We start from the raw sequence: 20,061 nt of genomic DNA on the forward strand, positions 1-20,061 counted from the left end.
CCAGGCACTTCGCAGGGGCTTCCCCGTGTCGAAGAGGGTGCACATCGGTGTCCGCCAGGTGCCGGGTCCTGAGCAGCAGTTCCTCAAGCAGGTTCATGGTCACGACCTCCTCGCCAGCGTGTGGTGATTCCGGACGCCGCTGCGCGTGCCCTGCGATGCGCGCTGCGCCCCGAGGATGGCGGCATTGCGCAGTTCCGGGCGCACGATGTCTTCCGAGGCGAGCAGGGCGGCCAGGCTATTGCGAATTGACGCGGGGGAGGCGCCGGCGACGGCAGCCGCGGTTTGGTCGTGAGATCCGATGGTGAGATGAGTCATGAGAGTCTCCATTTCCCCTGTGGTGCTTTGGAAAGAGTGGTTCGGCAAGCGCCGACCCAGGGGAGTGGAGTCGCACGCCGCTTTAGCTGCATTTCTATCCCGCCCGCAAGTTGGTGCTTAAATCGGCGGTGGCCCGAAGGCCGGACAACAAAAAACCCGCTTTGCATGAGCTAAAGCGGGCCTCTGGCGTCGCTTTAGCTGCATTTGTAGAGCGCCCGCAAGCTGAGGGTCAAATCGGCGCTTCGAGAACAGTAACCAGCCTGCCCATGTAGTGTCAATCCCGATCTCAGCCGGCATATCATTCTGGGGTGAAGCCCACACCTACGAAGCGCCGGCGCCGGTACTCGAGCCCGACTGGCACCGACTGCGCGGCGTGAACCGCAGGAGAGCAAAGCGGCTCGGATGGCGCCGGTTTCCAAGCGGCGACGGACAGGGCATGCTGGAGCCGGGATGCCGGCCAGGGCAGCGGGTACCGTGCCGTGCCATCATCGTGACCAGGACCAAGGAATGGAGGACTCCCATGTCTGAACGAGTGATTCTCACCACCTCGTCGCACCTCGAGGGCTACCGTGTCACCGAGCACATCGACATCGTATCCGCCGAGTGCGTGTTCGGCATGAACATCCTCAAGGACATGTTCGCCGGTCTCCGCGACTTCTTCGGCGGGCGCAACAAGTCGTCCCAGGACGCGTTGCGCGACGCGAGGGTGGCCTGCCTGGACGAGCTGCGCCGCGAGGCAGAGCAGATGGGGGCCAACGCCGTGATCGGCATCGATCTGGACTACAGCGAGATCTCCGGCGGCGGCAAGTCGATGCTGTTTCTGGTGGCCACCGGCACCGCCGTGAAGGTCACCAGGACCTGAGCTGGCGTTCCCCGATCCAGTGGACGGGACACGGCGTCAGCCTGAGGCTGCGCGTGCTGTCGCCGCTCACCGTCATGAAGAATGTCGACGCTGCTCGCCTCACCGGTCGTGTTTCGGCCACTCAATGACCACAAGGAACGGCGATACCTGATGTCCTTTTACGAGAATCACGTTCTGCCACATCTCCTCCACTTGTCGTGTGGCCACAAGGCAGTCGATCGTCAGCGGGCGGCCGTGGTGCCGGGGGCGCGGGGCCGGGTCCTGGAGGTGGGCATGGGGTCCGGCCTGAACCTTCCCCATTACGACCCGGACCGGGTCGAGTTGGTTTGGGGGCTCGAACCCTCCGAGGGCATGCGTCGCAAGGCGCGCCGCAATGTCGCCGGCGCACCCTTCGAGGTGCGCTGGCTGGATTTGCCCGGCGAGGAGATCCCCCTGGAAAGCGACAGCGTGGATACCGTGGTGCTCACCTACACGCTATGCACGATTCCGGACTGGCACCGCGCGCTCGAGCAGATGCGCCGGGTGCTCAAGCCGGGCGGCCAGCTGCTGTTCTGTGAACACGGCGCGGCGCCCGACGAGGCCGTGCGCAAGTGGCAGGACCGAGTCAATCCCCTGTGGCGCAAGGTGGCGGGTGGGTGCAATCTCAACCGCGCCATACCCGAGCTCATCGAGCACGCCGGCTTCGGCCTTCAGCGCATGGAGACGGGCTATCTGCCGAAAGTCCCGAGGTTCGCCGGTTTCAACTTCCGGGGCGCCGCCGTTCCCCGTTGACGAGGTTTCATGATGCTGGAGAGTCGCGCTCGTCGCGACGCCGATCAGCGGTTCCCCGCCGGCAATTGGGCAAGGTCGCCGATTGGAGTAAGCTGTCCGGCATGCCGAAGGAGAGGCATACCATTCACCGACGGGAGACTCCCCATGCCGTTTCGTTCCCTGCTGGCCGCCGCCGTGCTGGCCCTGCCGCTGGCCGCCGTGGCCGACACCCCCAACATCGTGCCGGGGCAGTGGCAGTTCACCAGTACCACTTCGGTGAAGGGTGATATACCGATTCCCGACCAGACCGAGACCCACCAGGAGTGTATCGTCCAGGGCGACCTGGAGGACGAGGAATTCCAGCTCATCGAGGAGGAGGAGGGCTGCGAACTGCTCGAGCACAACGTCTCCGCCGATGGCATCGACTACCGCATGGTGTGCCGTGCCGAGGGGGGCGAGGCCAACATCGATGGGCAGATGTCGTTCCTCGGTGAGCGGGTCGAGGGCGGCGTGGATATCCTGACCGAGTCGCCCATGGGCGAGCTGGAGATGCACACCGCCATCGATGGGGAACGTATCGGCGATTGCTGATTCCCGGTCCGCGGTCTACAGCGACGAAGGCCACCGTTCGGTGGCCTTCGTCGTTTGCGTCGCTGGCGGGGGGGCTCGGCTCAGTGTCCGGCGGGACCGTCGCCCATCTCCGAGTCCAGGCGGCGCTTCACCTCGCCGGGCGAGCCGGTGTGGCGCGCCAGCAGGTCGTAGGCCACCGGCACCACGAACAGGGTGAAGAAGGTGGCGGCGGCCACCCCGGCGATGATCACGGTGCCGATCACCATGCGCGCCTCGGAACCGGCGCCGCCGGAGACGATCAGCGGGACGGCGCCGGCCATGGTGGTCACCGCCGTCATCAGGATCGGCCGCAGGCGGGTCACCGCGGCGTCGACCAGGGCGTCGTGGAAGGCCAGGCCCTGGTCGCGCAGCTGGTTGGCGAACTCGACGATCAGGATGCCGTTCTTGGTCGCCAGGCCGATCAGCATCACCAGCCCCACCTGGCTGTAGATGTTGAGCGACTGGCCGGTGACCAGCAGCCCCAGCAGGGCACCGCTCATGGCCAGGGGCACGGTGAGCATGATCACGAAGGGGTGCACGAAGCTTTCGAACTGGGCGGCCATCACCAGGAACACCACCAGGGCGCCGAGCACCAGCAGGAAGGTGGTCGCGCCGCTGGCCTCGCGGTAGTCCCGCGACGGGCCGGCCACGTTGGTCTGGGCCTCGGGGGGCAGGATCTCCGCGGCAGTCTGCTCGAGATACTCGAGCGCCTCGCCCAGCGGATAGCCGCCGGCCAGGTTGGCATCGATGGTGATGGCGCGGATGCGGTTGAAGCGGTTCAGGGTGCTGGCACCGGCATAGTCGGAGAAGGTCACCAGGCTCGCCAACGGGATCAGCTCACCGGAGCGTGATGAGCGCACCTGGATGTTGTCCAGCGCGCGTGGGCTGTTCTGGCTGGCGCGGTCGCCCTCGACGATGACATCGTACTCCTCGCCGTCGTCGACGTAGCGGGTCACGTTGCGTCCGCCGAGCAGCACCTCCAGGGTGCGGCCGATCTCGCTGACGGTGACGCCCAGCGCCGCGGCGCGCTGGTAGTCGATGTCGACCCGCAGCTGTGGCTGGGTCTCGCGGTAGTCGCTGTCCAGGCCGGTGAGGCGCGGGTTGTGCTCGCGGATATGCGCGAGCATCAGGTCGCGCCACTCGGCGAGCTGCTCGAAGGTGCCGCCGCCGAGCACGAACTGCACCGGCTTCTCGGTGCGCTGGCCGAAGCCCGAGCGCATCACCGGGAAGGCCTGTACGCCGGGCAGATCGGCGAGGCGGCCGCGCACGTCATCCATGATCTCCCAGGCGTTGCGGCGGCTGCCCCAGTCGGTCAGGCCCATGATCACGAAGCCGCCATTGAAGGTCTCGATGTTGCCGAAGCCCATCGGCGAGCGAACCACCACCCGCTTGGCGTCACCGGACTCGATCAGCGGCATCAGCCGTGTCTCGATCTCGTCCATGTAGTCGAGCATGTAGTCGTAGGTGGCGCCCTCCGGCCCGTTGACCAGGATGAAGAAGTTGCCGCGGTCCTCCTGGGGCGTGTACTCGTTGGGCAGCTGGTCGGCCATCCAGGCGGTGGCGGCGATCAGCGCCACGAACACCGCGAGTACCGCGAGGCGCGCCTTGAGCACGAGCTCCAGCAGCGTGCGATAGAGGCGCTGGGAGAGCTCGAGGAGCCACTGGACCCCCCGTGCCGCGGCGCTGTCGTACATGGTCGGCCTGAGGATCTTGGAGGCCATCATCGGCGTCAGCGTCAGCGCCAGCAGGCTGGAGATGGCCACGGCGGCCGCCATGGTCAGCGCGAACTCCGAGAACAGCCGGCCCACATTGCCCTGCAGGAAGCTCAGCGGCACGAACACCGCGATCAGCACCAGGGTGGTGGCGACCACCGCGAAGGCGATCTGGCGGGTGCCGCGAAAGGCCGCCACCAGCGGCGTCTCGCCGTAGTCGTGCATGCGGCGGTTGATGTTCTCGAGCACCACGATGGCGTCGTCGACGATCAGGCCGATGGCCAGTACCAGTGCCAGCAGGGTGAGCAGGTTGATCGAGAATCCCATGGCCGCCAGGGCGGTGAAGGAGCCGATCACCGCGATGGGCACCGTCACCGCCGGCACCAGGGTGGTGCGCACATTACCGAGGAACATGAAGATCACCACCACCACCAGGCCCATGGCGATGAACAGGGTAATGACCACCTGCTGGATGGCCCCGGCGACGAACACCGAGGCATCGAAGTTCAGGCGCAGCTCCATGTCCTCGGGCAGCGAACCCTGCAGGCGCTCCATCTCGGCCTGCACCCCCTGGGAGAGCTCCAGCACGTTGGCGGTGGACTGCTGCATCATGCCCAGGCCGACCATGGGCACGCCGTTGGCACGGAACATCGAACGGTCGTCCACCGAGCCGACCTCGACGCGGGCCACGTCTCCCAGGCGAATCAGGTAACCGTCGCTGCCCTGGCCCAGTGCCAGGCCCCGGAAGTCCTCGGGTTCGGCGAAGCCGCGGGGCAGGCGCACGATGAACTGGCGCTCCCGGGACTCGATGGCGCCGGCGGGCAGCTCGACGTTCTCGGCACGCAGGGCGCTCTCCACGTCGCCGACGGTGAGGTCGCGTGCCGCCAGCGCATTGCGGTCGAGCCACACGCGCATGGCGTAGTCGCTGCCACCGCCGACCCGTACCCGGGCCACGCCGGGCTGCACCGAGAGGCGGTCGACCAGGAAGCGGTTGGCGTAGTCGGTGAGCTCGGGAATGCTGTAGCCCTCGCCGGAAAGGCTCAGCCACACCACGATCTCCTCGCTCGAGTCGGCCTTCTGCACCTCGGGCGGATCGGCGTCGTCGGGCAGGTTGCGCTGGGCGCCGGCGATACGGTCGCGGACATCGTTGGCCGCGGCGTCGATGTCCATGTCGAGTCGGAATTCGATGTCGATCCGCGAGCGGCCGTCCTCGCTCGACGACGTGACCACCTCGATGCCCTCGATGCCGGCGATGCGGTCCTCGAGCACCTGGGTGATGCGCGACTCCACCACGGAGGCGGCGGCCCCGGGGTAGCGGGTGTCGATGCTGACCACCGGCGGGTCGATGGCCGGGTACTCCTGCAGCGAGAGCCGCTGCAGCGAGAGCAGGCCGAAGGCGACGATCAGCAGCGCCAGCACCGTGGCCAGTACCGGGCGTTGCACCGAGATGTCGGAGAGGCGCATCAGGCGTCTCCCTCGTCGCGTTGTGTCTCGAGGATCTCGCGGATCGAGGCCTCGTCGCCGGCGATGCCCAGCAGGCGCACGCGGTCACCTTCGCGGGCCCGCTGCACGCCGTGGGACACCACCAGCTCATCGGGCGCGAGCCCCTCGAGGATCTCGGCCTGGCCGAGGCGTCGCTCGCCGACCCGCACCTCGCGGCGCTCGAGGCGATACTCGTCGCTCTCGTCGATCACCAGCACGTGCTGGCGGTCGCCACTGGGAATCAGCACCGACTCCGGCACCACCACCGCCTCGCGGGGGCTGCGGCGGAGCACCACCTCCATCAGCATGCCGGGGCGCAGGCGCAGCTCGGGGTTGGCCAGCTCGGCGCGCACGGCGACGCTGCGACTGACCGGGTCGACCCGCGAGCCGACGCTGGCCACCTCGCCCTCGAAGGCTTCGTCGGGGAAGGCCACGCTGCGGGCGGTCAGGCCCAGGCCCGGCTCGAGCAGCGCCAGGTAGACCTCCGGCACGCTGAAGTCGAGCTTCATCACGTCGAGCTTGTCCAGGGTCACCAGCTCGGTGCCCGGGGTGACCAGGGCGCCGATGCTGACGTTGCGAAAGCCCACCCTGCCGTCGAAGGGGGCGCGCAGGCGGTAGTTGGTCAGCCGCGCCTCGAGCGCCTGGATCTCGGCCTGCACCTGGCGTAGCCGCGCCTGGGCGTCCTCCACGTCGGCCCGCGGCGCCATGTTGCGGCTCTGCAACTGGGTCAGGCGCTCGACGGCGCTGCGACGCTCGTCACGCAGCGCCTGGGTGACCCGCAACTGGGCCTGCTCCTCGCCATCCTCCAGCCGCACCAGCAGTTGGCCGGCCTCGACCACCTCGCCATCGCGGAAATTCACCTCGGCGACGATCTCGGTGACGGTGGCGGAGAGCGTCACGCTCTCGTCGGCGCGCAGGGTGCCCAGCGCCTCCAGGGGGTCGGACCAGGGCTCGAGGCTGGCCCGGGCACCGATCACGGCGGTGCGCTCCTGGGCGGCCAGCATCGGCGAAAGCATCAAGGCTGCCAGGCCGAGCAGCAGGAGCAGGCGAATACGCGATGGGGTCATGGAGTGGTCGTTCTTGTCGGTGAGCGATGAGCGGGCGCCCGGTCCGTCGGGTCGCTTCCCTGAAGCCTAAACGCCTGACGGGGGAAGAGTGTGACAACAATGCATAAGTTGGCGGCGGCCTACACGGATCAATGTACAAGAGTTGTACATGGGTCGGCAATCACCGCCGCCAGGGCCCCCGACGACCCATCGGCGGGGCGACGCAAGATACTCCTAGGGCGCTGCAAGATACTCCAAGCGTAACTGGACTGTAACTGCGATGCTCAGTCACGTGAGCCGGGGCCAGAGGCACCGGTTCCCGACAACAGCAGGCTTGAAAGACCAACCAAGTGGAGAAGCAACCATGAGCAAGCTGATGCAGGGTATCGAGCGCTTCTGGCGCGAGGAAGAGGGTGCTGAGACAGTAGAATGGATTCTCGTCTGCGGCTTGATGGTCGCAGTATTTGTTGTGGCATATACGGCTCTTTCACCGCAAATTGAGGCCGTATTCACTGCCATAGCTAACGTCCTTCAAGGCACAGCAGGTGACATTGGTGGTGGTGGTGCCTGATATTACTGGTGGTGAACAATGATTTTGTTCACATAGTAGGAAGATGGCAGGGCGCCATCTTGGCGCCCTGACTTTATTTTCTATATCTCATTTTTTTGTGGTTCATTGTCTAGTAGTCAATAGGAGGACCATTATGGTGGCGCCATTAGTATCGTCAAGCCTTCTAGTGTTAGTGGTTGCTGCGGTATTTTGGGACCTTTATCAACGACGCATTCCCAACTACCTCATTATGGCCGGGGCCGCCATGGGAATTCTGCTGCAAGCTGTACAGGCAGGTTCCGGCGGTGTCCTGGCCGCCATCACCGGCCTGCTGGTGGGGCTGGCAATTCTCCTTCCGGGCTATCTGCTTGGTTTTACCGGTGCCGGTGATGCCAAGCTGATGGCCGCGGTGGGCACCTTTCTCGGCCCACTCGGCGTCTTTCAGGCGGCACTGGCCAGCATCCTGGTCGGTAGTGTGATCGCCACTGGCTATATTTTTTTTGCAGTGCTGTTTCGTCAGTCGTCTTCGCCGATGGCGCGCTATGGCTTGATGACCAAGACCTTGGTAACGACGGGTAGGCCGATCTATATCGCTCCGGAAAAGGGCGAGGTGATGGGCAAGAAGTTTCCGTTTGCGGTGTCGATCGCTATTGGCACGACAGGATGGATGATCTGGCAATGGCCGCTGGGCTGAAAGACGACGGAAGAAAAAGACGGAAGAGCTAAGAGGTAAGAGGTAAGAGGGCAGAGACATCAGGGAAGTAATCAGCGGTAATTGCCAAGTCATTCGATAACGATAAAGCAGATTGTAACGTAATGTGAGGTGGTCCATGAGCCAGGAAGCGCCAACATTCCACAACGTCACCGCCAGCCGCGCGGCGGCCCGGCGGGCGCCGCGCCCTGGCACGGTGGCGGAGACCGGGCTCTCGGTGCTCTACCTGGGCGACCTGCTGGTCAAGCAGCTCTTCGAGCAGGGCGTGCTCGACCTGCACCAGCTCAGCCGCGGCACGGCGCTGGCCGGCGGGGTGGTGGAGGAGATCTGCCGCTTCCTGCGCGACGAGGGGCGCCTCGAGGTGCGCGGCCAGGGCAGCGGCGGGGTGCTGCGCTTCGGCCTCACCGACCGCGGCCGCGCCTCGGCGCTGGAGGCGCTCAACCGCGACGGCTACAGCGGGGAGGCGCCGGTCACCCTGGAGGCGTACAGCGCCCGGGTGCGCAGCCAGGCACTCAGCGACGTGGCCATTCGCCGCGACACGGTGATGGCCGCCTTCGCCGATACGGTGATCGACCCGGCGCTGCTCGACCAGTTGGGCCCGGGGCTGCACTCCGGCCGCGCCATGTTCATCCACGGCGAGGCGGGCACCGGCAAGAGCTATATCGCGCGGCGCCTGGTGCGGCTGCTGGAGGGCGAGGTGCTGATTCCCCACGCCATCCTGGTGGGGGGCAAGGCGGTGCGCTGCTTCGACCCCGCGGTGCACCAGGCGCTGGATGACCCCGAGGCCTCCCCCGCCGCACAGCTCTATCTAGAGGACGGCCACGACCCGCGCTATGTGCGCTGCCGTCGCCCCTGCGTGGTCACCGGTGGCGAGCTGACCATGGAGCGGCTCGAGATCCAGTACGACGCCGCCACCCATATCCACCAGGCGCCGGTCCAGCTGCTGGCCAACAACGGCATGCTGGTGATCGACGACCTGGGGCGCCAGCGCATGACCCCCACCGAGCTGTTCAACCGCTGGATCGTGCCGCTGGAGGAGCGTCGCGACTTCCTGGCGCTCTCCAACGGCTACCACTTCAGCGTGCCCTTCGACGTGGCCCTGGTGTTCTCCACCAACCTGGACCCGCTCACCCTGGCCGATGCCGCCTTCCTGCGCCGCATCGGCTACAAGATCCGCTTTTCACCGCTGTCCCGCGACGCCTACCTGGCGATCTGGCAGCAGCAGTGCGAGGCCCTGGGGCTGCCCTGCGAGGCAGAGCTGGCCGAGTTCGTGATCGACGAGCTGCACGCGCGCTTCGGCGTGCCGCTGCTCGCCTGTCACCCCCGCGACCTGCTGAGCCTCGCCGGGGACCAGCTCGCCTACCGGGGCGGCAGCGCCCCCGACCGCGAGACCCTGGCCTGGGCCTGGCAGACCTACTTCGGCGACTTCTCTGATTCATCGCACGGCGACGTCGCCGCCAACCGGAGGGATGCATCATGAAACGCAAGGGGATCTTCGCCATGTTCGCGCTCTCGCTGATGATGGCGCTGGGGGCGGCCGTGGTGGCCATGAACTGGATGCAGGAGCAGGGCGGCGAGGGCGACGCCCTGGCCGATGCCAGCCAGGTGGTGGTGGCGGCCCTGCAGGTGCCTTTCGGCACCACCGTGCAGGCCTCCGACCTCAAGGTGGTGACCATGCCCAGGGACGTGGTGCCGCCCAGCAGCTTCAACGATGTCGAGAGCGTGGTGGGGCGGGTCAGCAACCAGGTGATCTATCCCGGAGAGATCGTGCTGGAGGGGCGGGTCTCCGAACACCTGGGCGGCAGCGCCCTGGCGGCACTGCTCGACCCCGGCAAGCGGGCCATGAGCGTGCGGGTCGACGACGTGGTGGGGGTGGCGGGGTTCCTGTTGCCGGGCAACCGGGTCGACGTGCTCTCCACCAAGCAGCGGGACGGTAGCCGCAACGACGTCGAGACGAAGACAGTGCTGCGCAACCTCAAGGTGCTGGCGGTGGACCAGATCGCCAGCCAGGAGCGCGACGGCCCGGTGATCGTGCGCGCGGTGACCCTGGAGGTATCCACCGAGGAGGCCGAGTCCCTGGTCAAGGCCACCCAGGAGGGCAAGGTGCAGCTCACCCTGCGCAACCCCCTGGAGAAGGAGGACGCGTCGGATCTGCTGGTGGCCCAGCGTTCGGTAATGAACGTCGCCGAGCCCGAGGAGCGGGCCCCGACGCCGCGGCCCGTCGCCAGGGCGCCGGTGCGGCACCAGGTGCAGGTGATACGCGGCACCCAGAGCAGCACAGTCAGCGTAAGTAACTGACACCCAAGGGAGCGTGACGGCAGACAGGGGCAAGGCGTTGATGGAGGGGATCGACCGCTGGGGCAGGGTCGATCACGGCAAGAGCAGGGAGAAGATCAGGGTAAGAAGAACAGCGGGTTAAAGAAGACCAGCGGGTTAAAGAAGAACAGGCATCAAGGGGGAATCGACATGATCAGGCAAGGCGAATGGCTGAAATGGCTGGCACTGGCACTGCTGGCACTACTGGCGGCGAGCTGGACATCGCAGCTCTCGGCGCAGACCGGCGAGCAGCGTAGCGTCGCCATGCCCGCCGAGGGGCGGGTGGTAGCGGTGGCCGTGGCGATCAACAAGGGGCAGGTGCTGCAGTTTCCCCGGGCGGTCGGGGTGGTCTCGGTGGGCAATCCTGAGGTCGCCGACATCGTGGTGATGGGCTCCCGCCAGCTCTATGTGCTGGGCAAGTCCACCGGCACCACCAACGTGGTGCTCTGGGATCGCTCGGAGAACGTCGAGGGCACCCTCAACGTCACCGTGACCCACGACCTGGAGACGCTGAAGAGCAGCCTGCATGACCTGCTGCCCGGCGAGAACATCCAGGTGCGCTCGGCCCAGGAGGGGATCGTGCTCAGCGGCGAGGTCTCCAGCGCCGAGCGGCTGGAGACCGCGCTGCGCCTGGCCAACCGTTTCGGCGGTGGGGGCGAGGAGGCCGTACTCAACCTGATGCAGGTGGGCGGCGCCCAGCAGGTGATGCTCGACGTCAAGGTGGCTGAGGTGTCGCGCTCGCTGGTCAAGCGCCTGGAGGCCAACTTCAACGTCTTCAACGTCGGCTCCTCGGCGCTGCGCATCGGCGGCGTCAGCGGTGGGGCCAGCTTCCCGGACGCCGTCTTCGAGGGGGGGGATGGCCTGGGCGGCCGGATTCCGGTATTCGGCGGCGGCTCGCCCATCGGCCCCGTCGTCGATGAGTTTGCACCGGCCACCGCCACCATCGCGGACACCGGCATCTTCGCCAGCTACCAGCGTAGCGACTACCTGCTCAACCTGGTGCTGGATGCGGCCAGTACCGAAGGGGTGGCCAAGATCCTAGCCGAGCCCAACCTCACCACCCTGACCGGGCAGCCGGCCCAGTTCCTCGCCGGGGGCGAGTTCCCCATTCCCGTGCCCCAGGGCGACGGCCAGGTGGCCATCGATCACAAGGAGTTCGGCGTGGGGCTCGGCTTCCTGCCGGTGGTGCTCGATTCCGGCACCATCAACCTCAAGGTGGACGTCTCGGTCTCCGACCTGGTGTCGGCCAACAGCCTGCAGGTCGGCGTGGGCAGCGGGGTAGCCACGCAGTTCTTCGTGCCGGCGCTGACCAAGCGCAGCGCCAGTTCCACCGTGGAACTGGCCAGCGGCCAGACCATCGCCATCGCCGGCATGCTCAACGAGAGCCTGCGCGAGAACGTCTCCAAGCTGCCGGGCCTGGGCGAGGTACCGGTGCTGGGGGCGCTGTTCCGCAGCCAGGAGTTCATCAAGGAGCAGACCGAGCTGGTGATCTTCGTCACCCCGCGGCTCGCCCGCTCCTTCGCGCCGGAACAGGTACGGCTGCCCACCGGCTCCTTCGTGCCGCCCAACGACCTGGAGTTCTACCTGCTGGGCAGCTTCCGGTCTCTCGCCGAGCGCGACGACCCCCGGCCGCGACCCACCAGCTTCGACCTGGAGCTGATGTCGAGCCGCCCGGAGGGCGGGACCGAAGGCCGATTCGGCCATGACCTCTGATGGCTCAATGCCTTCGCTGCAACCATTCGGGAGAGCGCACCATGTTCCGTCCACACACACACCGCCCTGGTTTCCATCCCATGCCTGCACAGAGGGCATCGTTGGCCGGGCTACCCAGTGGCCGTTGGCTGCTGGCAATCGTCACGGTCCTGGTTCTGGCCGGCTGCGTGGCGCCGAGGCCCGGCGCCGACCTGCCGCCCTTCGGCGACAGCGTGCACCACACCAAGGCACTGCAGACCTATGAACCCGGCGACGAGGTGCCGCCGCTGCATGGCGCCAAGGCGATGGAGGCCATGCAGGGCTATCGCCAGCCGGTCGGCGGTAGTGGTCAGGCGCCGAGCAGCTCGATGCCCTGATGGCGTGCCGGTCGATGACCAGGACTTTCGATGAAAAGCAGGTGATGCAATGCGTAAACGGCTCGAAATACTACTGGCGGGAAGGGCCCGGGAGGAGTTGCAGGCTCTGGAGTCGCTGCTGCGCAGCCAGGCGGATATCCAGGTGAGCTCCCGGCTGTTGGTCAATGGCTGCGTCGATCCCCTCGAAGGCGTCTCGCCCCTGCCCGATGCCCTGATACTGCTGGTCGGCGAGCGCTGGGAGGCCGAGCTGACGACGCTGTGCGAGCGCTCGGCCGGCGAGCGCCCGCCGCTGCTGGTGGTGGGGCCCAGGGGCAACGTGGAACTGATTCGCCTGGCCATGCGCGCCGGCGCCCGGGACTTCTTCTCGCCGCCCATCGACGATGGCGAGATCCTGCAGTTCCTGCGGGAACTCGCCCGCGACCGCCGACAGGAGCCCGGCCGAGTGGCGCGCACCATCGCGGTGATCAATGCCAAGGGGGGCTCGGGGGCCAGCCTGGTGGCAGCCAACCTGGCCCATCGTATGGCCAAGCAGGGGCGCGGCACCGTGCTGGTGGACATGGACGTGCAGTTCGGCTCGCTGCCGCTCTACTTCAACCTGGTGCCGGACCACGGCCTGGTGCGGGCGCTGGAATCGGCCGACGGCCTCGATGCCCTGGCGCTGGAGGCCTACCTGCGACGCCACGAGAGCGGCCTGGGGCTGCTCGCCTCCTCGCCGGGGGATCGCCTGAGCCTGGGGGAGGTGCCCGAAGGCCGGGTCGAGCAGCTGCTGGCGGTGCTCGCCCAGGCCCACGACGAGGTGGTCATCGACCTGCCGCGCTGGATCAACGGCGCCACCGCCTGCGTGCTGGAGCGCGCCGACCACATCCTGGTGGTGATGCAGCAGGGGGTGGCGCACCTGCACGATGCCCAGCGCCTGCGCGACATCCTCCTCCACGAGCTCGGCCTGCTCTCGTCACGGGTCAGCGTGGTGGTCAACCGCTACGACAAGCGCAGCGACATCGACCTCGAGGCCATCGGCGATGCCCTGCCGGGCCTGGTGCTGCACACCCTGCCCAACGACTTCAAGCAGGCCTGCCACAGCATCAATGTGGGCAGCCCGCTGGGCGAGATCGCCCCCAGGTCGCCCCTGACCCGCCAGCTCAAGGCGCTGGCCGAGGCGCTGGACGCACCGCCCCCCGGCGCCGGCGCGCCCCGCAAGCGCTCGCTGCTGGGCTGGGCGCTGCCGGGACGGCATTGAGCGAACAGGGCAAGGCCGGGGAGATGGCTACCGGTTATGGAGCCAGGCAGACATAGCGCCAGGTGGAAATTGAACAAGGCAGATATAGAGAAAGGCGGACATCAAGGAGAGTGGCGATGAACCTGCGAGATCGAATGACCCCTGCCGTAGACGTCGACCCGCGTTCGAGCTGGGGAGGGCGCGAGCCCGGCCGGCTCTCCCAGGCCGAGCAGGAGTACAAACAGCGGCTGTTCCGTCAACTGGTCAAGGTGATGGACCTGACCCTGCTCAGCACCCTGGAGGAGCGCGAGGCGCGGTCGCAGGTGCAGCAGGTGTGCGAGTCGCTGATGAGCAAGGAGACGCTGCCCTTCAACGCCGTCCTGCGCCAGCGCATCGTCACCGAGCTGCAGGACGAGGTACTGGGGCTGGGGCCGCTGGAGACGCTGCTGGCGGACAAGACGGTATCGGACATCCTGGTCAACGGCGCCACGCCTATCTACGTGGAGCGCCGCGGCAAGCTGGAGCAGACCGAGCTGCGCTTCGACAGCGACGCCCACCTGATGACCATCATCGACCGTATCGTCTCCAGCGTCGGGCGGCGCATCGACGAGTCCTCGCCCATGGTGGACGCGCGACTCAAGGACGGCTCGCGGGTCAACGCGGTGATTGCGCCGCTGGCCATCGACGGCCCCATGCTGTCGATCCGCCGCTTCGCGGTCGAGCGCCTGGGGGTGGAGAGCCTGGTCGAGTACGGCAGCCTCTCGCCGGAGATCGCCCGGCTGATGGAGAAGGTGGTCAAGGCGCGGCTCAACGTGCTGGTCTCCGGCGGCACCGGCGCCGGCAAGACCACCCTGCTCAACGTGCTGTCGGGCTTCATCCCCGCCGACGAGCGCATCGTCACCATCGAGGACTCGGCGGAGCTGCAGCTGCAGCAGCCCCACGTGGGGCGCCTGGAGACCCGGCCGCCCAATATCGAGGGCAAGGGCGAGGTGAGCCAGCGCGACCTGGTGCGCAACAGCCTGCGCATGCGCCCCGACCGCATCGTGGTCGGCGAGGTGCGCGGTGGCGAGGCCTTCGACATGCTGCAGGCCATGAACACCGGCCACGACGGCTCGCTGACCACCATCCACGCCAACACCCCCCGCGATGCCCTGACGCGCATCGAGAACATGGTGGCAATGAGCGGCTACCAGTTGCCGGCCCAGGCGCTGCGCTCGCAGATCGCCTCGGCCATCGACGTGGTGGTGCAGATCGAGCGCCAGGAGGACGGCGTGCGCCGCCTGGTCAGCGTGCAGGAGGTCAACGGCCAGGAGGGTGAGATCATCACCATGTCGGAGATCTTCCGCTTCGAGCGCGAGGGCATGGACGCCGAGGGCAAGGTGGTCGGGCGCTACCTGGCCACCGGGGTGGTGCCCGGATTCCATGACCACCTCAAGCGCCGCGGGCTCGATCCGGGCCTGGAGATCTTCCAGAACAGCGGAGGGCAGCGGTCATGGATCTGATCGGCCTGGAGATACAGCTCTCCGACGAGGTGATCGTCATCGGCATGGTCTTCATCGCCGCCTTCCTGCTGGTGCAGAGTTTCCTGGTGCCGGCCTTCGGCGAGAACCGCCAGGCCCAGAAGCGTCTCAAGAAGCGCCTGAGGGCGATCTCCGCCGAGGCGGAGCGCAGTGGGGTTTCTCTGGTGCAGCGCAAGTATCTGCGCAAGCTATCGCCCCTGGAGCGAGTGCTTGAAAGGCTGCCCGGTATGGAGCGCGTGCACCAGCTCATCGAGCAGGCAGGGCAGGAGACGCCGGCCTACCGGGTGGTGCTCTATTCGGTTTGCCTGGGTGGGATCACTGGCGTTGCAGGTCACCAGCTGCTGCCCCAGCCGTTACTGGGCGTATTGTTGGGAGTATGCGTTGGGGCCTTTCCCTTCCTGCGCCTGATGCGGGCGCGCAAGCGGCGCCTAGCCCGTTTCGAGGAGCAGTTGCCCGACGCCCTGATCATCATGGCCCGGGCGCTGCGCGCTGGCCACCCCTTCAGCGATGCCATGCACCTGGTGGCCGAGGAGATGGCCGAGCCCATCGCCGGCGAGATCCGCACCACCTTCATGGAGATCAACTACGGCGGCGACGTGCGCGGCGCCATGCTCGGCCTGCTGCGGCGGGTGCAGAGCGTGACGGTAATGATATTCGTCACCTCGGTGCTGATCCAGAAGGAAACCGGCGGCAACCTCGCCGAGCTGCTCGATGGCCTGGCCGCCGTGGTGCGCGATCGCTTCCGCTTCCAGCGCAAGGTGCGCACGCTCTCGGCGGAAGGGAGAATGGCAGCATGGATTCTTTCACTTATGCCGTTTGTGTTAGCGGGGATTCTAACATTAGTTAACGCTGAATTTTTGCCGATGTTAACAAAAGATCCTTTGGGGAGGCATCTGGTGGTGGTGGCCTTCGTGATGGTCGTCATCGGGATTCTATGGCTGCGCAAGATCGTGCGTATCGAGGTCTGAGGAGGATATGACATGGAAAGCGTGATGGTGTGGCTGGCGCCGTTGGGTGAACTGCTCGGTGACCCCCAGGCGATACAGTTGGGCTTTGCTGCCATGATGGGCCTGGCGATCTTTGCGCTGTTGATCGCCGTGATGCTGGTGGTGATGGGGGTCTCCGACCCTCTGCGTCGGCGCCTGCGAGGTCTGGAGGCCAGTGCCACCGGTAACGGCGCGGCCGGGGATTCGGGCCTGGGGCAGTGGCTGGGGCCCATGGGCGAGCGCCTGGTGCCTACCGAAGAGGAGGCCAGGAGTCGCATCGCCCGGGATATGCGCCGCGCCGGCAAGCGCTCGTCGGCAGCGGTCAATATCTTCTTCGGCATTCGCCTGTTGCTCACCGTGGTTCCCCCCCTGCTGCTACTGATTCTGGTGGTCCCCTTCGTGCGCCTCGATCCGGTAATTAGCATCTTGCTGGTGGTTTCCGCCGCCCTCGCTGGCTACCTGCTGCCACGTTTCTGGCTGGAGCGGACGATCAAGCGGCGCACGAAGATGGTTAGTCGCGGCCTGCCGGATGCGCTCGACCTGCTGGTGGTGTGCAGCGAAGCGGGCCTGGGCCTGGGTGCAGCCATCCAGCGGGTCGCCCGCGACCTTGAGATCAGTCACCCGGAGCTGGCCGAGGAGCTGCACCTGTTCGGCCTGCAGACCCAGGCCGGCATGGACAACAAGGCCGCCCTGCGCGACCTGGAGGAGCGCACCGGTGTGGATGATATTCGCGGCCTGGTCACCACCCTGCTGCAGAGCATGCGCTTCGGTACCAGCATCGCCCTGACCTTGCGGCTTTTCGCCGTAGAGCTGCGCGACAAGCGCACCCAACAAGCCGAGGAGCGGGCGGCCAAGGTCAGCACCAAGATGCTCTTTCCCTTGATCTTCTGCATCTTGCCTAGCTTTTTTCTGGTGACACTGGGTCCACCCATTTTGGGAGTGATCGATGCGTTCTCAAACACGCCACTTAATCAATAGACAAGCCAGAGGCCGCCAACCAGATGGTCGTCGTAACACCTACTGATACTGAAAGGGAGTTACTGTCATGTTGACAAGAAGAAACGTAACCGCCAGTACGACCTTGATCCTGATCCTGATCCTGGGCCTTGGTGGCTGTGCGACCAACGCCCAGCAGCAGGCCGGCTCGGACCCCTATGCGTCCCTGGGCAGCGGGGGATCTTCGGTCGAGTACGGCACGGCCTTCCCGGTCGCCTCGCCGGAGGAGGCCTATCGCAACGGCAATGCCGCCCTGCGCGCCGGCGACCCGGACCGGGCGCTGTTCGAGTACCTGCGTGGGCTGCGCATGGAGAAGCGACCCAAGGCCGACCCGCTCTACAGCATCGGCATCATCCATCATGGCCGCGGCAACCACGACCTGGCCGAGAAGGCCTATCGCTGGGCACTGGAGATCGATGCCAACCACCTGGGGGCGAGTACCGCCCTGGGGGTCGCCCTGCTCGAGCAGCGCGACTTCGAAGGGGCCCGGCAGCACCTCGAGCCGCTGGTCGTGCGGGGCAAGGCCCCCTGGCAGGCCTACAACGCCCTGGGGGTGATCGCCGACATGAGCGGCGAGCATGGTCAGGCCCAATCCCACTTCGAGAAGGCGCTGGAGATCGCCCCCGGCACGCCACGGGTGCTCAACAACCTGGGCTACTCGCGCTACCTGGCCGGCGACTGGCCGGGGGCACGCCAGGCGCTGCGCCGTGCGGTGAGCGCCAACCCCAACTATGAGCTGGCCTGGCGCAACCTGGGGCTGGTCTATGCCCGGGAAGGCGACCACGAGACGGCCATCGAGGCCGTGGCCCGCAACGGCGATCGTTCCAAGGCCTACAACGACATCGGCTATATCTCGATGCTCGAGGGACGCTACCAGGATGCCATGGGGTTCTTCCACGAAGCCATGCGACTGTCACCGGCCTACTACGTTACAGCCAGCGAGAATGCCCGCAACCTCGATAGCCTGTTACGGCGTAATGGTAGTCCAGCGGCCAACTAATACCTCTTCGGGGAGGGGCGGCCATGAACGGGCATAGAGGGAGAAGGGTATGAAGCAACTACGCTCATTGCACAGGCAAAAAGGGGCTGAGGTGGTGGAATTTGCCCTCACGGCAGTCCTGTTGTTCATTCTGCTGTTCGGCATCATCGAGTTCAGTGTCGCCTTCTATGACAAGGCAATAGTGACCAATGCCAGCCGGGAAGGGGCGAGGTCCGGCATCCTCTTTCGGCCTGACCCTCGGGATATAGCAGCCGAAGATGACGCTATCGAGCAAGCTGTTCGTGACTATGCAGAGCAGTACCTGATCTCCCTGGGTGGTCCCGCCGAGATGGATATCACTATCGAGCGTACCGATCCCAATATGCCACCGGGGAGCGAGGTCACCGTTACTGTCGACTATCCCTACCAGTTCCTCATCTTGCCAGGCTTTGTTGGCACCTTGGGTAACTTGATCGAGATTCAGGCTGTAACCAGAATGCGGGCGGAATAGCGATGAATATTCACAAGACTAAAATAGCTAGGCAGCGTTGGGGAACGAGGAATCGGCAACAAGGGGTATCGGTTGTTCTGGTTACTGTTTCCTTGGTTATTCTGCTGGGCTTTATGGCTATGGCAGTGGACGGGGGCAACCTCTTCGTAGCCAGAAACGAGTTGCACAACGCCGCCGATGCCGGCTCCCTGGCCGGTGCCCGGTTTCTCTATCTGGAAGACGGAAGCGAGGTCAACGACGGCAGCAAGCCCTATGACGGCATAAATTATAAGAGTGCGAATGCATGGGCCACTGAGGCCGCCCAGGCCAACGATAGCCAGAATACTTCGTCGGAGGTGATCAGTGCGCTGCGCGGTCACTGGAGCTTCGCCAACCGTACCTTTACCCCCGACGACTCCCTGACCCCGGTGAATCTGTCCGAGAAGTCGACGGCAGAGCTCGACCAGTACGACCCCTTCGAGCCCTTCATCAATGCGGTGGAGGTGGTCACGGCCCGCCAGCAGACACCGGTGGAAACATTCTTTGCCCGTGTTTTGGGAATTGATAATGTTGACGTCTTGGCTCACTCGGTGGCCTATATCGGCTTTGCCGGCACGCTGCGTCCCTTCGACGTGGATCAGCCGATCGCGCTATGCAAGCAGGCACTCCAGGATCCGGATGGCAACTTCTCCTGCAACATGGGCCGCTTCATTCCCGACGGTGACCAGACCGGTGGCTGGACCAACTTCGAGCACGACCAGAATGGGGCCACCAATGCCAACGAGTTGCGGGATCTGGTAGAGGGCGATGGCAACGAGAACGAGATGTACTTTGGTGAGGATATCGCCACCAACAACGGCCAGGTCCAGTCCGCATTTCAGGCATTCTATGACCGCTGGGTAGACGAGACCAGCCGGGAAACGACCTGGACCCTGACCCTGCCGGTGATCGACTGCGAGGATGGCGTGGCGCCGAGTAACCGACTGGTGGGAACCGTGACGGTGCATATCGTGTGGGCCGTCAGCAACGCCCAGGAGAACAAGATCGACGAGTTCGCTCCCGAGCGAATGGGCCTGGAGGCTGATGCCGAAGGCGTGGAATGGCCCGGTGACTGGGAGAACGCCAGTACCGATGGCGAGGCGCGCTGGGACGACTTCGTCGATCACTTCTCGCTGCGGAGCGAGGATGACACGCCGGCCGACTGGCGCAAGATGAGTATCTACTTCCTGCCGAGCTGCGACTATCACGAACCCAAGGGTCAGACGGGAGGGGAGAACTTCGGCATCCTGGCGCGAATACCCGTCCTGGTGGACTAGCCGCCCGAGCCCCCTTGGCGCTGGCCGACTGCCTTGCAGCCAGCGCCCTTTTTATTATGTGCTTCGCCAACTGGCGTCGAACTGCGGGAAAGCCCAGCTTGTATGTTGGAAGTGACCGGACAAGGGTGGGGATCT

At 65.9% G+C, this 20,061-nt stretch carries 19 protein-coding genes; 16 read left to right on the forward strand and 3 right to left on the reverse strand.

The features are described from left to right. Nucleotides 1-99: 99 nt before the first annotated feature. The gene (locus QLQ85_RS19810) at nucleotides 100-315 is read right to left on the reverse strand and encodes a hypothetical protein (RefSeq protein ID WP_282740568.1); all 216 of its coding nucleotides are present in this window, start codon (nucleotides 313-315) and stop codon (nucleotides 100-102) included. 520 nt (nucleotides 316-835) lie between these two features. Between QLQ85_RS19810 and QLQ85_RS19815 the strand changes: the two genes are divergently transcribed. The 3 genes from QLQ85_RS19815 to QLQ85_RS19825 all read left to right on the forward strand — a co-directional run bounded on the left by QLQ85_RS19815 (nucleotide 836) and on the right by QLQ85_RS19825 (nucleotide 2,518). Continuing rightward, nucleotides 836-1,177, forward strand: a complete 342-nt coding sequence (locus QLQ85_RS19815; RefSeq protein WP_282740569.1) for a YbjQ family protein — start codon at nucleotides 836-838, stop codon at nucleotides 1,175-1,177. A 150-nt stretch (nucleotides 1,178-1,327) separates the two neighbouring features. After that, nucleotides 1,328-1,948: a class I SAM-dependent methyltransferase gene (locus QLQ85_RS19820; RefSeq protein WP_282740662.1), complete on the forward strand. Its 621-nt coding sequence runs from the start codon at nucleotides 1,328-1,330 to the stop codon at nucleotides 1,946-1,948. 144 nt (nucleotides 1,949-2,092) lie between these two features. Beyond that, nucleotides 2,093-2,518 (forward strand): DUF3617 domain-containing protein, encoded by a 426-nt coding sequence (locus tag QLQ85_RS19825; RefSeq protein WP_282740570.1) that lies wholly within the window; start codon nucleotides 2,093-2,095, stop codon nucleotides 2,516-2,518. 80 nt (nucleotides 2,519-2,598) lie between these two features. Here the strand turns inward: QLQ85_RS19825 and QLQ85_RS19830 are convergent, their stop codons facing one another. Further along, entirely contained in the window at nucleotides 2,599-5,712 is a 3,114-nt protein-coding gene (locus tag QLQ85_RS19830) for an efflux RND transporter permease subunit (protein WP_282740571.1), read from the reverse strand. Then, nucleotides 5,712-6,797, reverse strand: coding sequence for an efflux RND transporter periplasmic adaptor subunit (locus QLQ85_RS19835; protein WP_282740572.1), 1,086 nt, complete (start codon nucleotides 6,795-6,797; stop codon nucleotides 5,712-5,714). Before QLQ85_RS19835 ends, QLQ85_RS19830 begins: the two co-directional genes overlap by 1 nt. Before the next feature lie 343 nt (nucleotides 6,798-7,140). On the opposite strand from QLQ85_RS19835, the gene QLQ85_RS19840 reads away from it, so the two are divergent. From QLQ85_RS19840 to QLQ85_RS19900, 13 genes are all read left to right on the forward strand, one after another. Continuing rightward, nucleotides 7,141-7,347 (forward strand): Flp family type IVb pilin, encoded by a 207-nt coding sequence (locus QLQ85_RS19840; RefSeq protein WP_282740573.1) that lies wholly within the window; start codon nucleotides 7,141-7,143, stop codon nucleotides 7,345-7,347. Between the two features lie 133 nt (nucleotides 7,348-7,480). Further along, nucleotides 7,481-8,020: an A24 family peptidase gene (locus QLQ85_RS19845; protein ID WP_282740574.1), complete on the forward strand. Its 540-nt coding sequence runs from the start codon at nucleotides 7,481-7,483 to the stop codon at nucleotides 8,018-8,020. Between the two features lie 136 nt (nucleotides 8,021-8,156). Further along, complete coding sequence (locus QLQ85_RS19850) at nucleotides 8,157-9,518, forward strand: AAA family ATPase (RefSeq protein WP_282740575.1); 1,362 nt, start codon at nucleotides 8,157-8,159, stop codon at nucleotides 9,516-9,518. Continuing rightward, on the forward strand, nucleotides 9,515-10,336 hold the full coding sequence (gene cpaB, locus QLQ85_RS19855) for a Flp pilus assembly protein CpaB (protein ID WP_282740576.1): 822 nt from the start codon (nucleotides 9,515-9,517) through the stop codon (nucleotides 10,334-10,336). The genes QLQ85_RS19850 and cpaB overlap by 4 nt, the downstream gene beginning before the upstream one ends. A 168-nt stretch (nucleotides 10,337-10,504) precedes the next feature. Next, entirely contained in the window at nucleotides 10,505-12,067 is a 1,563-nt protein-coding gene (locus QLQ85_RS19860) for a type II and III secretion system protein family protein (protein ID WP_282740577.1), read from the forward strand. Between the two features lie 80 nt (nucleotides 12,068-12,147). Then, entirely contained in the window at nucleotides 12,148-12,423 is a 276-nt protein-coding gene (locus QLQ85_RS19865) for a hypothetical protein (RefSeq protein ID WP_282740578.1), read from the forward strand. Nucleotides 12,424-12,472: 49 nt separating this feature from the next. Further along, nucleotides 12,473-13,660 carry an AAA family ATPase gene (locus tag QLQ85_RS19870; protein WP_282740579.1) on the forward strand — a complete coding sequence of 396 codons (1,188 nt, stop codon included), beginning with the start codon at nucleotides 12,473-12,475 and terminating at the stop codon, nucleotides 13,658-13,660. A 134-nt stretch (nucleotides 13,661-13,794) separates the two neighbouring features. Next, nucleotides 13,795-15,141: a CpaF family protein gene (locus QLQ85_RS19875; protein ID WP_282740580.1), complete on the forward strand. Its 1,347-nt coding sequence runs from the start codon at nucleotides 13,795-13,797 to the stop codon at nucleotides 15,139-15,141. After that, nucleotides 15,132-16,127 (forward strand): type II secretion system F family protein, encoded by a 996-nt coding sequence (locus QLQ85_RS19880; protein WP_282740581.1) that lies wholly within the window; start codon nucleotides 15,132-15,134, stop codon nucleotides 16,125-16,127. The genes QLQ85_RS19875 and QLQ85_RS19880 overlap by 10 nt, the downstream gene beginning before the upstream one ends. Nucleotides 16,128-16,139: 12 nt before the next feature. Further along, nucleotides 16,140-17,123, forward strand: a complete 984-nt coding sequence (locus QLQ85_RS19885) for a type II secretion system F family protein (RefSeq protein ID WP_282740582.1) — start codon at nucleotides 16,140-16,142, stop codon at nucleotides 17,121-17,123. A 67-nt stretch (nucleotides 17,124-17,190) separates the two neighbouring features. Further along, on the forward strand, nucleotides 17,191-18,141 hold the full coding sequence (locus QLQ85_RS19890) for a tetratricopeptide repeat protein (RefSeq protein WP_282740583.1): 951 nt from the start codon (nucleotides 17,191-17,193) through the stop codon (nucleotides 18,139-18,141). A 49-nt stretch (nucleotides 18,142-18,190) separates the two neighbouring features. Beyond that, nucleotides 18,191-18,631 carry a TadE/TadG family type IV pilus assembly protein gene (locus tag QLQ85_RS19895; RefSeq protein ID WP_282740584.1) on the forward strand — a complete coding sequence of 147 codons (441 nt, stop codon included), beginning with the start codon at nucleotides 18,191-18,193 and terminating at the stop codon, nucleotides 18,629-18,631. A 2-nt stretch (nucleotides 18,632-18,633) separates the two neighbouring features. Then, the gene (locus tag QLQ85_RS19900) at nucleotides 18,634-19,926 is read left to right on the forward strand and encodes a TadG family pilus assembly protein (protein WP_282740585.1); all 1,293 of its coding nucleotides are present in this window, start codon (nucleotides 18,634-18,636) and stop codon (nucleotides 19,924-19,926) included. Nucleotides 19,927-20,061: the final 135 nt, after the last annotated feature.

It is taken from the genome of Halomonas kalidii, from assembly GCF_030010475.1.
In the GTDB taxonomy this organism is placed as follows: Bacteria; Pseudomonadota; Gammaproteobacteria; order Pseudomonadales; family Halomonadaceae; genus Halomonas; species Halomonas heilongjiangensis.